This is a genomic window from Micromonospora sp. NPDC023814 (genome assembly GCF_040639595.1).
Lineage (GTDB): Bacteria > Actinomycetota > Actinomycetes > Mycobacteriales > Micromonosporaceae > Micromonospora.
In genome coordinates this window covers 1-14,599 of the sequence record NZ_JBFAAF010000116.1, presented here as the reverse complement: position 1 = coordinate 14,599, position 14,599 = coordinate 1, and the positions used below count along the sequence as shown (strand labels likewise).

Genomic DNA, 14,599 nt, shown 5'->3' with positions numbered 1-14,599 from the left:
GCCCCAGTTGTACGCCACCCTGGCCGCGCCCGCATGCGCCAGCACCGCCCGCTGCTGACACGGCGTCAGATCCAGAGCAAACCGGTACGCCTGTATCGCCTTCACGACGACGGGTCCTGTGTGGTGGCGGCCTCGACCGCCCGACGCGCCCGATCCGCAGCAGCCCCACGGCCGTAGAGACGCACGCACAACAAGGTCAAGATCTCCGTGACGTCCCGGACCAGGTCGTCGTCGACCTCCGCCGGGTCGACCACCAACAGCCTGCGACCCTGCGCGGCCAGCGCCGCCTCGACGTACTCGGCACCGAAACGGACGAACCTGTCACGGTGCTCCACAACAATGGCCGTGACCGCCGGGTCGCGCAGCAGCGCGAGGAACTTCTTGCGGTGCCCGTCCAGTGCGGATCCGACCTCAGTCACCACCTGCGACACCAGCAGGCTCTGCCCGGTCGCCCACGTGACAACCCGAGCGACCTGCCGGTCAAGGTCAGCACGCTGGTCGGCGGACGAGACCCGGGCGTACACCACCACCCGCTCGACGCCAGCCGAGGCAGCAGGTAACGGCTCGCCCACCATGATGAGTCGACCCAGCCGGTAAGTAGGAACAGGCAGCGTCCCAGCCGCGTACTGCCGCCGCGCGGTCACGTACGCGATGCCCTGAGACGCCGCCCACTCCTTCAAATTCACCCGATCACCATAGCACCCATAACGGCGCTAGAGACCACTCAATCGCCAGCAGTTGTTAACCTCCACCGACGCGGTCATCCGGGTTCCGCCGGCCCGGCGCCTGTCATGCGGGTCGCGGCGGAGGGTCACGGGCCGGCGAGCAGCCTGGCCACGGCCATCTCCTCCCGCTGTTCCTGTGTCTCCGGGCGCAGCCGCCCGCCGCGGGTCAGCATGACCATGCCGTGCAGTAGGGCCCAGCCGAGCTCGGCGAGCGTGTCCGGGTCTCGGCCGGCCGCCAGCGGCGCCGCGGCGGCGCGCAGCTCGGCGAAGGCGGCCCGCGGCGTGCCGGGCGCCGGGTCGCGGCCGAGGGTGAGGTCCGGGGTGTGGGCGAGCATCGCGTCGCACACCTCGGGGTTGGCGTACGCGAAGTCGAGGTAGGCCGTCACCGCCCCCCGGCCAGGCGCCGCCGCCGCTCCCGCCGGTGGCCCGGGCGGCGGCGAGCGCGGCGGCCAGGTGGGCGAAGCCGCGCACCGCCACGGCAGACATGAGCGCGGCCGGGTCGGGAAAGCTTCGGTAGAGAACCTCGATGTCGGTCCCGGTGCGTTCGGCCAGCCGGCGGTGGGTCACCGCCGCCCACCCCTCGGCCTCGGCCAACTGCCGGGCCGCCGCGACGACGCGGGTCGGCTCGGTGGCGTCTGCTCCGTCTGCTGGCGACACCCCAACGACGCTACTGACCGTCACCTGCCGTGACGGGCTCGCGACGGATTGGCGACTCCCGGTCAGCCCGCGCCCCCGACCCGATCCCCTGCGCGGGGCGGACACCCGGCGACGCGGTCCGCCCCCGGCCACCGGTGCCGCGAGCCCGGCCACCCCGGTGACAGGCACCCGGCGGGGCGCCGCCCGGTCAGCGGCGCAGGGTGAGGATCAGGTCGGCGACCAGCGCCGTCCAGCCGGTCTGGTGCCAGGCGCCCAGGCCCGCCCCGTTGTCGCCGTGGAAGTACTCGGGGAAGCAGATCAGGTCCCGCCAGTCCGGGTGGGTCTGGAAGAGCTGGGCGGCGCCGTAGATCGGCCGCCGGCCCCAGCCGTCGCGGGTGAACAGCGAGATCAGCCGTGCGGAGAGGTCGTCGGCGATCTCGTCGAGCGTCCGCTTCACCCCCGAGCGCGTCGGGTACTCCACCTGGAGGTCGTCGCCGAAGAACGCGGCGTAGTCGCGCAGCGCGCTGATCAGCAGGAAGTTCGTCGGCATCCAGATCGGGCCGCGCCAGTTGGAGTTGCCGCCGAACAGGCCGCTGGTCGACTCGGCCGGCTCGTAGCCGACGCTGAACTCCTGCCCGCCGAGGGTCACCGAGAACGGCTTGTCCAGGTGGGCCCGGGACAGCGTCCGCAGGCCGTACTCGGAGAGAAACTCGTCGGGGTCGAGCATCCGGGCCAGCAGCGGGACCATCTGCTCCGGGCCGACCATGGACAGCAGCCGGTGCTGGCGGCCGTCCGGCCCGAGCCGCCGCGCGCCGATCACGTCGGCGTACTCGGGGCGGTTGGTGAGGAACCAACGCAGCCGGGCGCCCAGCTCGGGCAGCCGGTGCAGGGTACGCGCGGTGAGCCGGGTGGTGGCGGCCAGCGGCAGCAGCCCCACCACCGAGCGGACCTTCAGCGGCACCTTCGTGCCGTCGGCGAGCCGCAGCACGTCGTAGAAGAACGCGTCCTCGTCGTCCCACAGGCCCTGCTCGTACGCGGCGGCCGCGATGTAGGCGAAGTGCTCGAAGAACTTGGTGGCGGTGTCGACCCAGGTGCGGTCGTGCTCGGCCAACACGATCGCGATGTCGAGCAGGTTGAGGGCGTACATGGCCATCCAGCCGGTGCCGTCGGACTGCTCCAGCACCCCCGCCACGGGCAGCGCCGCCGAACGGTCGAACGGGCCGACGTTGTCCAGCCCGAGGAAGCCGCCCTCGAAGACGTTGTTGCCGCCGGTGTCCTTGCGGTTGACCCACCAGGTGAAGTTGAGCAGCAGCTTGTGCATCGCCCGGGCCAGGAAGTCGTGGTCCCGGCTGCCGTCGATCTCGAACACCTTGAGCGCCGCCCAGGCGTGCACCGGCGGATTCACGTCGCCGAACGCCCACTCGTACGCCGGGATCTGCCCGTTGGGGTGCAGGTACCACTCGCGGAGCAGGAGCAGCAACTGCTCCTTGGCGAAGCCGGGGTCGACCCGGGCGATGCTGACGCAGTGGAAGGCCAGGTCCCAGGCCGCGTACCAGGGGTACTCCCACGGGTCCGGCATGGAGATCACGTCGAAGCTGCTCATGTGCCACCAGGCGCTGTTGCGCCCGTGCCGGCGTCCGGGCGGCGGCGCGGACCCCGGATCGCCCTCCAGCCAGCGCTTGACGTCGAAGTGGTAGAACTGCTTGCCCCACATCAGCCCGGCGATCGCCTGCCGGGCGACCAGGGCCTCGTCCGGGGTCGCCGCGGCCGGGATCACGCCGGCGAAGAACCGGTTCGCCTCCGCCCGCCGGGCCCAGACCACCGCGTCGAAGCCGTCGCCGAGGTCCGCCGGCGGGGGCGGGGTACCGCCCGGCGGCGGGGCGGTACGGGTCAGCCGCAGCCGGATCCGCCGCTGCGCGCCGGCCGGCACGTCCAGCACGTAGTGCAACGCGCCCTTGGTGCCCTCCCGGGCCGGGTTGACCGTCGCGGCCCCGTCGACGACGTGGTCGTTGATGCCGTCCTTCGGGTAGCGGGACCGGCTGCGCAGCCCCCAGAGCCGCTCGGCGTTGCTGTCGTTGTCGCAGAGCAGCGGCGTGGGCTCGCCGTCTCCCTCCAGCAGCAGCTGGCCGAGCACCCGGTGCTCCCCCACCAGCCGCGACCCCTCCCCGACCAGCCGAGGCACCCGGTCGCAGCCGGGCAGCCCCCACGCCCAGGTGTTGCGGAACCAGAGGGTGGGCAGCACGTGCAGGGTGGCCGCCCGGTCGCCCCGGTTGGCGACCGTGACGACGACGCACATGTCCGTCGGGGTCGCCTTGGCGTAGTCGACGGTCACCGCCCAGTACCGGTCGTCGTCGAAGATGCCGGTGTCGACCAGCTCGTACTCGGTGTCGTCCCGGCCGCGCAGCGCGTTGACCGCGACCAGCTCGTCGTACGGGAAGGCGGCCTGCGGGTAGTGGTACCGCCAGCGCATCCACGAGTGGGTGGGCGTGGAGTCCTCGTACCACCAGTACTCCTTGGCGTCCTCCCCGTGGTTGCCGCCGTCGCCGCCGAGGCCGAACATCCGCTCCTTGAGGATCGGGTCCTTGCCGTTCCACAGGGCGAGGGCGAAGCAGAACGTCTGCCGGTCGTCGCAGACGCCGGCCATCCCGTCCTCGCTCCACCGGTAGGCTCGGGACCGCGCGTGGTCGTGCGGGAAGTAGTCCCAGGCCGTACCGTGCTCGCTGTAGTCCTCCCGTACCGTCCCCCACGCCCGTTCGGACAGATAGGGACCCCATGCGCGCCAGTCCTGCTCCCCGGCGTCGGCCTGAGCCAGCCGGAGTCGTTCGGGGTCGGGCGCGCGGTCGTCGGGGGGCGGCACGTCGGTGATCACTCGCACATCTTCGACGCCGCCGGGGGACTTCACCACACGGGCCATTCTCGTCGTGGTCCGTCGCACGCCGCGGCCGGTGGAGGAAAGTTGATCGACATTCGTTTCGGTCCGCAGGTGTGCGGCGACCTGACCGGCGGGGCGACCCGGGAGTGGCTGGTCACCGACGGCCTCGGCGGGTACGCCATGGGCACAGTGAGCGGGCTGCGCACCCGCCGGTACCACGGCCTGCTGGTGGCGGCCGGTGAGACGGCGGCGTCCCGACGGGTGGGACTGGTCAGCCTGGACCCGGCGGTGGTCCTCCCCTCCGGCGCGCGGGTGCGCCTGGGCGCGCACGAGTGGGCCTCCGGCGACGTCGACCCGCGTGGCTTCGAGCTGCTGGAGCGGTTCGACCTGACCGACGGCCTGCCCCGGTGGCGCTGGCGGGTCGGCGACGTGGTGATCGAGCGCGAGCTGGCGATGACGCACGGCCGCCCGTGCGTGGCGGTGGTGCACCGGCTGGTCTCCGGCGGGCCGGTGCGGCTCGAACTGGCGGCGGTCTGCACCTGGCGGGACGCGCACGGCGAGCGCCGCGCCGACGGCCCGGCCCCGCGGGTGGAGCCGGTGCCCGGCGGGGCGGTGGTGGAGGGCGGGTTCCGGCTCGCCGGGCCGGACTGGACGCCGGAGGGCCAGTGGTGGCACGGCGCGCACCACCGCGAGGAGGCGGCGCGCGGCCTGCACCCCGACGAGGACCTCTGGTACGCCGGTCGCTTCTCCGGGGAGCTGGGCGGGCCGGGCGACACGGTGTCGGTGCTCGCCTGGGCCGGCGACCCGGCGCAGGAGCCCCCGCCGGCGACCGAGGTGGTGGCGGCGGCCCGTGCCCGCAACCGGCGGGTCGTGGCGGCGGCGAAGCCGGCGGACCCGGTCGAGGCGACGCTCGCGCTGGCCGCGGACGCCTTCGTGATCCGCACCGGCGCCGGCCCGGACGTGGTGGCCGGCTACCCGTGGTTCGGCGCCTGGTCGCGGGACACGATGATCTCCTACGAGGGACTGTTCCTCTGCACCAACCGGGCCGACGAGGGCCGCGAGCTGCTGCGGGCGTACGCGGCGACGCTGTCGGAGGGGATGCTCGCCAACACCGCCGACACCGGCCGGGTGGAGTACAACACCGTCGACGCGACGCTGTGGTTCCTGCACGCGGTGAGCCGGCACGTCACCGTCACCGGCGACACCGACCTCGGCGACGAGCTGCTGCCCGCGCTGCGCGGGGTGGTCGACGCGCACCTGACCGGCACCCGGTTCGGCATCGCCGTCGACCCGGCAGACGGGCTGATCACCCAGGGCGGCACCCCGGGCACGGCGCTGACCTGGATGGACGCCCGGGTGTACGGGGTGCCGGTCACGCCGCGCACCGGCAAGCCGGTGGAGGTCAACGCGCTGTGGGTCAACGGGCTGGCCGGCCTCGCCGAGCTGACCGAGCTGGCCGGGCGGAACGCGACCGACCTGCGGCGGCTGCACGAGCGGGCCGTCGCCGCGTTCCGGGACCGCTTCCCCGCCCCGACGGGCTGGCTGCACGACGTGGTGGACGCGCCCGCGCCGGCGTACCCGCTGGGCGGGGCCGCGCACCACGACGACGACCTGCTCCGCCCCAACCAGCTGCTGGCCTGGTCGCTACCGTACGCCCCGCTGGTGCCCGACGAGCCCACGCTGCGCCGGGTCGCCGCCGGGCTGCTCACCCCGCTGGGCCCGCGCAGCCTCTCCCCCGACTCGCCCGAGTTCGTCGGGCGGCACCGGGGCGGGCCGGCCGAGCGGGACGGCGCCTACCACCAGGGCACCGTGTGGCCCTGGCTGCTCGGCCCGTACGCCGACGCCGCCCGGCGGGCCAAGATGCCGGTCGACGACCTTTTCGTAGGCATCGGAGCTCATCTGACCGAACACGGCCTGGGATCGGTGAGCGAGACGGCCGACGGCCTCCCGCCGCACGGCGCGACCGGCTGCCCGTTCCAGGCGTGGTCGGTCGCCGAGGTGCTGCGCGTGCGCCGCACCCGCCGGTAGCGCTTTACACGACCGCAACGGCGGCGTCTCCGCTGGTTAGCCAGCCGCCAGGAGGATGGATGCCGATCCGGTCGCGACACCCGACGGGCACCCTCCGCGGCGCCGGCGCGCGCTCGGAGGCAACTCGAAGGAGGCCGCATGTCACCTGACGCCGACGTGATCGACATCCACCCCGCCCGGCAACAGCGGGTGCTGATGCTCTCCTGGGAGTACCCACCCGTGCTCGTGGGCGGGCTCGGCCGGCACGTGCACGCCCTGTCGGTGGCCCTGGCCGCCGCCGGGCACGAGGTCACCGTCGTCACCCGGCACGCCGACGGCGCGCCCCTCGAGGAGTACGCCGACGGCGTCCGCATCCTGCGCGCCGCCGAGGACCCGGTGACCTTCCCGCTGGCCACCTCCTCCCTGCTCGCCTGGACGATGGCGTTCAACCACACCCTCACCCGGGCCGCCCTGCGGGCCACCGAGGCCGGCTCGTACGACGTGGTCCACGCCCACGACTGGCTCGTCGCGCACACCGCCGTCACGCTCGCCGAGCACCTGGGCCTGCCGCTGGTCAGCACCATCCACGCCACCGAGGCCGGCCGGCACCAGGGCTGGCTGCCGGAGGAGATGAACCGCACCATCCACGGCGTCGAGCACTGGCTGAGCAACGCCTCCGCCCGGGTGATCGCCTGCTCGGGCTACATGCGCGAGCAGGTCACCACGCTCTTCGACCTGCCGGCCGACCGGATCGACGTGGTGCCCAACGGGGTCGACGACCGGGCCTGGCGGGCACGACCCGGGGCGGTCGCCTCGGCCCGCGCCCGGTTCGCCGGGGACGGCCCCCTCGTCGGGTACGCCGGCCGGCTGGTCTACGAGAAGGGCGTGCAGCACCTGGTGCACGCCGTGCCGCACCTGCGCGACCGGCACCCCGGGCTACGGGTGGTGATCGCGGGCGACGGCCCCTACCGCGCCGAGTTGGAGGAGGAGGCCCGCCGGCTCGCGCTCGGGCAGACCGTACGCTTCGCCGGCTTCCTGGACTCGACCCAGCTCCCGGCGCTGCTCGGCGCCACCGACGCGACCGTGGTGCCCAGCCTCTACGAGCCCTTCGGGATGGTGGCCCTGGAGGCGGCGGCGGCCGGCGCGCCCCTCGCGGTGGCCCGCACCGGCGGCCTCGCGGAGATCGTCGAGCCGGGAGTGACCGGCGTGACCTTCCCGCACAGCGACCCGGACGCCCTCGCCGGCGCGGTCGACCGACTCATCGGCGACGAGGTCTTCGCCCGGCGGGTGGCCCGGCGGGCCCGCACCATGGTCGGCCGGCGGTACGGCTGGGCCACCATCGCGGCCCATACCGCCGGCACGTACGCGACCGCCCGCCGCGAGCACGGCCCGGCGCCGGCCCGGCGGGTCGCCGCCCGGCTCGGCGAGCCCCGGCAGAAGATCACCATCCCGGAGGGGAACCTGCTCGCGCTCGACGGTGCCGCCTGCTGAACCGGCCGGCGGCCTGCCAGACGGCGTGCGGCACCACCCCGCGCGGCACGCCGTCCGGTGCCCGACACAACGGCCCCGCCCGCCCGTCGGCACGCGATACTTCCTGGTGGCCCGGCATCGACCGGCACCCCCTCCCCGGCACCACCCTCTGTGGACCGTCCGGGTGATGCCCTGCGCTGCGGCGGCGAACTACAGTGGCGTAGTTTTGGCGCTCAAGATCCCTGGGGAGGGCGAGCCGAGATGATGGGACCGTCCCACGCGCTGTCCGGCGCGGCGGTGTGGCTGACCGGGTCATGGGCGCTGGACCACTTCGCCAACTACCACCAGACCCCGCTGGAGCTCGCCGTCGGCACCGCGGTCTGCGCCGGCGGGGCGCTCTTCCCCGACCTCGACCTGTCCGGCAAGGTGACCCGCAACCAGGGCGGGGCCACCGTCGCCCGCACCTTCGGCGTGTTCTCGCTCTTCATCGCCGAGGTGATGGAGAAGATCTCGCTCGGCGTCTACTACGCGACCAAGCTCAGCAAGGACCCGCGCCGCAACAACGGCCACCGGACGCTGACCCACACCATCCCGTTCACCCTGCTGGTCGGCTGGGGCACCACCACGCTCTGCGCCGCGTACGGCAAGTGGGCGGTGATCGGCATCCTGTTCTTCATGTTCGGGCTGGCCCTGCGCGGGCTGTTCGACAAGTGGGCGGAGCGGGCCGGCTGGGTCATCGTGACCCTCGCGTCGGCCGGGGCGGCCTGGTTCACCTTCGCCAACCTGCCCGGCGGCCGGGGTTACCCGCTGATCGGCACCGCCGTCGGGGTGGGCTGCTTCGTGCACATCCTCGGCGACATGATCACCCGGGCGGGCGTGCCGATCCTGTGGCCGATCCCGATCAAGCGTCGGATGTGGACGCCGATCGGCCTGCCGAACAAGATCGCCCTGCGGGCCGGCAGCAAGACCGAGGTGGTCGTCGTCCGGGCCGTACTGACGGCGATCTCGGTGCTCGCCGCGCTCGGGCTGGTCGCCCCGTCGGTGTTGCAGCGCTTCAACATCGAGGGCTGACCGACCCCGACCTGTCAGGACAGCGCCTCGGCGGCACAGCACACCAGCAACTCCAGCACCGGCCGGCGGCCGGCCATCATCTCCGCCTCGCCACGCGCGTCGTACGTCCCTCTGATCGCGGTCCGGCCGAGCCGGCCGAGCATCATCGGCGCCAGCCAGAAGTACTTGGCCGCCCCGGTGAGCCGGACGGCCCGGACGACCACGGCCGGCGCGACGGCGCCGCGCAGCCCCTCGACGTAGCGGTCGACCACCGTGGCGGCCACCTCGGCGAGCAGGGCGACGTCGACCAGCCCGTCGAGGAAGGTGTCGAGTGCCAGGTTCGCCGCGTCCTCGCCGAGCGGCCCCGGACCGACGCCCGACCAGTCCAGCAGCACCGGACCGCCGTCGCCGAACACCAGGTTCATCGGCCAGCAGTCGTGGTGGCAGAGCGTGCGGGGCAACGCGTCGGTGGCCGCCAGCACCTCGTGCCGCCGCTCCCACAGCGCCCGTAGGGCGTCGCGCAGGGGGCGCGGCCAGGCGGCGACGGCAACCGGGTGCTCCCACGGCACCGGGGCGGCCACCGGCCGGGTGAGCGTGTAGTCGCGCAGCCAGTCACGCGCCAGCCAGCCCGGCGCCCGGCCGCCCGGCAGCAGCTCCCGCGCTGCGGGATCGCCCAGCCAGCGGGCGTGTCCGGCGCCGAGCCGGGCGGCAACCTCGCCAAGGTCGGCGGGCGTGCAGGCGATGCCCGGCCGGCCGGTCGCCTCGGCCAGCCACAGCGCCACCGAGCCGTCCGGCCGGTCGTCGACCGCCAGCGGCGTCGGCGCGGCCAGCCCCGCGTCGGCGTACGCGGCGGTGGCCAGGCCGCTGCGGTACGCCTCGACCTCGCGTCGCCAGTAGTTCCAGTGCCCCGGCTCGTCGCTGCCGGCCCAGTGCGCCGGGCCGGGGCGGCCGGGCGGGGTGACCAGCTTCAGCACGGCCGCTTGTCCGTCCCGGCGGGTGCGCCAGATGCCGCCGGTCACCCCGTTGAGCGTGTTGTGGGTGAGCTGTTCGGCCGGCACGCCGGCGGGGACCAGGTCGGCCGGCGGGCGGTCCGGTAGGCCGGTCACCGTCAGGGCCGGTCGGCGTGGTCGGCTCGGCGGGCCGCCGGCACCGGGCCGTCGGAGCCGCCGGGCGACGGCTGGGCGGGCACGGTGCCGGAGGGATCGGTGCGGCGCCAGCGGGCGAGCAGCCGGGTCGCCGCCGGCGAGCCGTGCACGACGGCAGCGTAGGCCACGACGGGGCAGAGCAGCGCCGCCGCCGTGAGCGGCCAGGCCAGTACCGCGTCGGCGACGGCCGCCTCGGTGACCGCCGCGACGCCGCCGACGTACAGCCCGACGATCACCACGGCGACGGCGCAGGACGCCAGCGTGCGGGCCACCGGCCCGTGGCGGCTCGCGGCGGCGTCGCCGATCACGACGGCCGGCGCCACCGTCAGCGGCACGAGCGCGGTGCCCAGCAGGGCGGCGACCAGCACCCAGAACGGCCCGGCCAGCGGACTGCCCAAGGGGGCGCCCGTGACCAGCGCGTACGCGAACAGCGCCAGGTAGCAGACCACCGCCTCGACGACGAACACCAGCCAGGCGGCCACCGCCCCGGCGACGTGCCGGGCCACCGTGCCGATCATGGAACCTCCCCGTTGCCGGCGGGCTCCCCCGGCCCGCGTCGGCGGGCGCGCCGCGCCGTGCCCGCCGACGCTATCGGAAGGACCGCGCGTCGTGCGTCCCCGCGTCGCGGCCCCTTTCGGGGTACGTCGCCGACGGGCAGGAGCGACGTCCGCCTGGCGTACGGGTGGCTGGCGGTGCGCCGGCCCGCTTCGGGGGGTCGCGTCATCCTGCCGGTTCGAAGACGGCCCGTACGCAGCCGTCGAGCCTGTTCTTGAACAGGTGGTAGCCCTGCGGGGCTTCGCCGAGCGGCATGGTGTGGGTCGCGAGGTGTTCGGTGACGAGTTCGTCGCGGGCCATGCGCTCCAGCAGCATCGGAATGTAGCGCTGTCCGTGCTGCTGGGCGCCGCGCAGGGTGAGGCCCTTGTTCGTCACGGCCCCGAGCGGGAACTTGTCGACCGGGCCGGCGTAGCCGCCGAGAAGGAACACGCTTCCGCCCTTGCGGCAGTGGTGGATCGCCTCGCGGGCGGCGACGGGACGCTCCGATTCGAGGCGCAGCTGCTGCTTGACCTGGTCGAACAGGAACTGCGGGCCGCTGCTGCGGGCCTGCATGCCGACGGCCTCGATGCACACGTCGGGTCCGCGTCCGCCGCTGCGTTCCCGCAGTTCACCGCCGACGTCCTGGGTCTGGTAGTTGAGCGTCTCCACCCCCAGGTGGTCCCGCGCCATCCGTAACCGGTACTCCAGCCGGTCGATCACGACGACGCGCTCCGCGCCGAGCAGGACGGCTGCGCGTGCCGCCAGTTGTCCGACCGCGCCGGCGCCCCAGACGGCGACCACGTCGCCGGCCTTGACGCCACCGAGATCGGCGCCCATCCAACCCGTCGGGGCGGCGTCAGAGGCGAACACGGCCCGCTCGTCGCTGACGCCGTCCGGGACCGTGAAGGCCCCGTGGTCGGCGTAGGGGACGCGGACGTAATCGGCGTGGCTGCCCGCGAAACCGCCCAGGGCGTGCGAGTAGCCGTAGCACCCGCCCGGTGCGAAGCCCCACGCGTTCTCGGTGACGGCCGGGGTGGTGTTGCCGTTGTCGCACAGCGAGAACTGCTGTTGCCGGCAGTACCAGCAGCGCCCGCAGGCGACGAAGGAGCAGACCACCACGCGGTCGCCCACCCTGTGCTCGCGCACCTGCGGGCCGACCTCGACCACCTCGCCGAGGAACTCGTGGCCCAGCACGTCACCCCGCTCCATGAACGGGAGGTAGCCGTCCAGCAGGTGCAGGTCCGATCCGCAGGTGGCCGTCTTCCGTACCTGGACGATCATGTCCTGTTCGTTGCGCAGTTGCGGATCCGGTACCCGCGTCACGGCAGGCTCGTCGGCGCCCTGCCACACCAACGCCTTCACGGTCGCCCCTCCCGGCGCTGGCCGGGCGCAGCCACCGACGCCGGTGGGCGGGGCATCTAGACGCCGACCCGCTGGGGCGGGACCGTCAGCCCGTAGAGCGCCATCAACTCCGGGCTGTCGACCCGGCTGCCGTCGGCGACCGAGTCGCAGGAGATGTCGACGATCTGGTCCTTGTGGGCCAGCAGGTAGGGCCGGGCGCCGACGTCCGCGCTGGCCAGGGTGGCGATGCCGGACCAGTGCCGGCGCCCGAACAGCATCGGGTAGCCGCGCAGCCCGGCGTACGTGGCGCAGACCAGCACGTCGGGGTACGGCAGCGCGGTCACCCGGCGGACGGCGGTGGCGGTGAGGCCGGGCATGTCGACCGGCACGACCACGACCGCCTCGATCCCCTCGTCGTCGAGCGCGGCCAGGCCGGCTCGGATGGACGAGCCGACGCCGGTGCCCCACGCCCGGTTGATCACCACCGTGGCCCGGCTCAGGTCGGCCGTCTCGCGGACCTGGTCGGCCGCCGCGCCCAGCACGACCACGATCTGCTCGCAGCCCGCCTCGGTCATCGTGTCGATCATCTGGTCCACCAGCGGCTTCTCCCCCTGATGCAGCAGGGCCTCCGGGCCACCGATGCGGCGTCCCCCACCCGCGGCGATGATCATTCCTGCGATCCGGTTCAGCTGGGCCCCCTCCACCATGGAGCGGACCGTGCCGCGAGGGCACGGCCCGCTCCGTCGTACGGACATCGGGAGCAACGAGGACAAGGCGAGCCGGGTAGCGGGGCGAAAGGGGAAAATAGTGCAACTGTTACCGATCGGCAACCCCGCCGGACCGCCCGCGCCGGACTGTGCGGCCGGTCAGGACGACGCCCTCGCGGCGGCGACCGCGACCGGCATCGGGTCACGGGGTGGACGCGGGAGCAGAGGGCAAGGTCGCCGTGGGTCTCGGCGAGGAACCCGCCCGCCGTGGCGGAGTAGATCGACTTGACAATCCTCCCCGCCGCGCTGGCACCGTGCGGGCTGCCCGAGCACCCGGACTGCGGAATCCGCGACGTGCTCGACCGCATCGGCGACAAGTGGTCGGTGCTCGCGGTCGTCGAACTCTCCTCCGGCGTCCGGCGGTTCCGGGAGTTGCAGCGGGGCATCCACGGCATCTCCCAACGGATGCTCACCCTGACCCTGCGCCGCCTGGAACGCGACGGCCTGGTGCTGCGCACCGCGTACCCGACCGTCCCGGTGACCGTGACCTACGAGCTGACCGCGCGCGGCCGGAGCCTGACCCACCTCGTCCGGCAGCTGGCCGACTGGTCGCTGGCGCACAAGGACGCGATCGCCGAGTCCCGTCGGGCGTGGGACGCCGCCAACCCCGGATCAGCCGTCTCCTGACCGGGGCCCGTCACGTGGCGTCCGCGTAGCAGTCGACGACGGACAGATCCAGCGGGAAGCGGACCGGGGTGTCGCCGAAGAGCAGGGCGGCGGCCCGCTCGCCGGCGCGGGTGACCGCCTCGGCGACCGCGTCGGCCTGCTCCGCCGGACAGTGCACGATCACCTCGTCGTGCTGGAAGAAGACCAGCTCGGCGCGGGTGCCGGCCAGCTCGCCGCGCAGCGTCGCCAGCAGGGTCGAGGCCCACTCGGCGGCGGTGGCCTGGATGACGAAGTTGCGGGTGAACCGCCCCCGGGACCGGGCCGCCCGGGCGCGCGGCGACTGCGGGTCGCCGCCGCCGTCGGGGTCGGCCTCCTCGCCGTCGCCGAACCCGGCCGTGCCCGGCGGGCAGGTGCGCCCCAGCCAGGAACGCACGAGCCCGCCGGCCTCGCCGGTGCGGGCGGCCGCCTCGACGTAGCCGAAGGCGGTCGGGTAGCTGCGCCGCAGCACCGCCAGCGCCGGCACCGCCGACCCGCCGGTCTGCCCGTACATGGCCCCGAGCAGGGCCACCTTGGCGCGGGCCCGGTCACCGGCGAAGGCGTCCTGGGCGAGGGCGGCGTAGAGGTCGCCGGCGCCGCCGGCCGCGGCGAGCCGGGCGTCGCCCGAGACCGCGGCGAGCACCCTCGGCTCCAACTGGCCCGCGTCGGCGACCACGAACCGCCAGCCCGGGTCGGCGACCACCGCCCGCCGGATCACCTTGGGGATCTGCAACGCGCCCCCGCCCCGGGTGGCCCACCGGCCGGAGACCACCCCGCCCGGGACGTACTCCGGCTGGAACCGCCCGTCGCGCACCCACGCGTCGCGCCAGGCCCAGCCGTGCGCCGTCCAGATCCGGTAGAGCTCCTTGTATTCCAGGACCAGCGGCACCGCCGGGTGGTCCACCCCGCGCAGCACCCAGGCGCGGGTGTTGGGCAGTTCCACGCCGGCCCGGGCGAACGCCCGCAACAGCTCCGCCGGGGAGTCGGCGTGCAGTTGGCGTACGCCGAACGCGTCGGCGATCCGGGCGGCCAGCTCGGCCAGCCGGCGGGGCGGGCCGCCGACCGGGGACGGCTCGCCGAGCAGCTCGGCGAGGATCTCGTCGTGCACCTCGGCCCGCCAGGGCAGCCCGGCCGCACCCATCTCCACGGCGATCAGCGCGCCGGCCGACTCGGCGGCGACCAGCAGCCGGAACCGGCCGGGGTGCTCGGTCGCGGCGATCCGGGCGAGCTGGTCGGCGTACACCCGGGTCAACGCCTCGATGCCCGGGCCCGGCGGGCCGGGCAGGGCGTCGAAGAGCGCGCCCTGGCCGTGGCCAATCTGCTCCACGTCCGTCGATGCCGTGCCCGCCGCGGGCGCCGTCCGCCGGGCCGGCAGGGTCGGGCCACCCGGTGACCAGCGCCTATGCTGGG

13 protein-coding genes are annotated in these 14,599 nt (G+C 74.4%); 4 read left to right on the top strand and 9 right to left on the bottom strand.

The genetic code is table 11. The features are described 5' to 3' along the window. The 4 genes from AB0G14_RS33145 to AB0G14_RS33130 all read right to left on the bottom strand — a co-directional run. Positions 1 to 105, bottom strand: a 105-nt coding sequence (locus AB0G14_RS33145) for a helix-turn-helix domain-containing protein (RefSeq protein WP_357704320.1), incomplete at its 3' end; no start/stop codon positions are given. Next, entirely contained in the window at positions 102 to 686 is a 585-nt protein-coding gene (locus AB0G14_RS33140) for an IS607 family transposase (protein WP_357704314.1), read from the bottom strand. The genes AB0G14_RS33140 and AB0G14_RS33145, both read right to left, overlap by 4 nt. A 125-nt stretch (positions 687 to 811) precedes the next feature. Further along, positions 812 to 1,111, bottom strand: coding sequence for a TetR-like C-terminal domain-containing protein (locus AB0G14_RS33135; protein ID WP_357704312.1), 300 nt, complete (start codon positions 1,109 to 1,111; stop codon positions 812 to 814). A 458-nt stretch (positions 1,112 to 1,569) separates the two neighbouring features. Next, the gene (locus AB0G14_RS33130; RefSeq protein WP_357704310.1) at positions 1,570 to 4,275 is read right to left on the bottom strand and encodes a glucosidase; all 2,706 of its coding nucleotides are present in this window, start codon (positions 4,273 to 4,275) and stop codon (positions 1,570 to 1,572) included. Positions 4,276 to 4,317: 42 nt separating this feature from the next. Here AB0G14_RS33130 and AB0G14_RS33125 point away from each other — a divergent pair, with 42 nt between their 5' ends. The 3 genes from AB0G14_RS33125 to AB0G14_RS33115 all read left to right on the top strand — a co-directional run bounded on the left by AB0G14_RS33125 (position 4,318) and on the right by AB0G14_RS33115 (position 8,781). Next, a complete protein-coding gene (locus tag AB0G14_RS33125) occupies positions 4,318 to 6,261 on the top strand; it encodes an amylo-alpha-1,6-glucosidase (RefSeq protein ID WP_357704308.1) in 1,944 nt (647 codons plus the stop codon). Positions 6,262 to 6,399: 138 nt separating this feature from the next. After that, entirely contained in the window at positions 6,400 to 7,731 is a 1,332-nt protein-coding gene (locus AB0G14_RS33120) for a glycosyltransferase family 4 protein (RefSeq protein WP_357704306.1), read from the top strand. A 240-nt stretch (positions 7,732 to 7,971) separates the two neighbouring features. Then, on the top strand, positions 7,972 to 8,781 hold the full coding sequence (locus tag AB0G14_RS33115) for a metal-dependent hydrolase (protein ID WP_357704304.1): 810 nt from the start codon (positions 7,972 to 7,974) through the stop codon (positions 8,779 to 8,781). A 14-nt stretch (positions 8,782 to 8,795) separates the two neighbouring features. On the opposite strand, the gene AB0G14_RS33110 is transcribed toward AB0G14_RS33115, so the two are convergent. The 4 genes from AB0G14_RS33110 to AB0G14_RS33095 form a co-directional block, all read right to left on the bottom strand. Beyond that, complete coding sequence (locus AB0G14_RS33110; RefSeq protein ID WP_357704302.1) at positions 8,796 to 9,866, bottom strand: phosphotransferase; 1,071 nt, start codon at positions 9,864 to 9,866, stop codon at positions 8,796 to 8,798. A 2-nt stretch (positions 9,867 to 9,868) separates the two neighbouring features. Next, entirely contained in the window at positions 9,869 to 10,423 is a 555-nt protein-coding gene (locus tag AB0G14_RS33105; protein ID WP_357704300.1) for a hypothetical protein, read from the bottom strand. A 202-nt stretch (positions 10,424 to 10,625) separates the two neighbouring features. Next, positions 10,626 to 11,801, bottom strand: a complete 1,176-nt coding sequence (locus AB0G14_RS33100; protein ID WP_357704298.1) for a zinc-dependent alcohol dehydrogenase — start codon at positions 11,799 to 11,801, stop codon at positions 10,626 to 10,628. Positions 11,802 to 11,857: 56 nt separating this feature from the next. Next, positions 11,858 to 12,451: a nucleotidyltransferase family protein gene (locus tag AB0G14_RS33095; protein WP_357704318.1), complete on the bottom strand. Its 594-nt coding sequence runs from the start codon at positions 12,449 to 12,451 to the stop codon at positions 11,858 to 11,860. Between the two features lie 321 nt (positions 12,452 to 12,772). On the opposite strand from AB0G14_RS33095, the gene AB0G14_RS33090 reads away from it, so the two are divergent. Beyond that, complete coding sequence (locus AB0G14_RS33090; protein WP_357704295.1) at positions 12,773 to 13,174, top strand: helix-turn-helix domain-containing protein; 402 nt, start codon at positions 12,773 to 12,775, stop codon at positions 13,172 to 13,174. Between the two features lie 10 nt (positions 13,175 to 13,184). On the opposite strand, the gene AB0G14_RS33085 is transcribed toward AB0G14_RS33090, so the two are convergent. Beyond that, positions 13,185 to 14,564 carry a bifunctional 3'-5' exonuclease/DNA polymerase gene (locus AB0G14_RS33085; protein ID WP_357704316.1) on the bottom strand — a complete coding sequence of 460 codons (1,380 nt, stop codon included), beginning with the start codon at positions 14,562 to 14,564 and terminating at the stop codon, positions 13,185 to 13,187. Positions 14,565 to 14,599 lie beyond the last annotated feature (35 nt).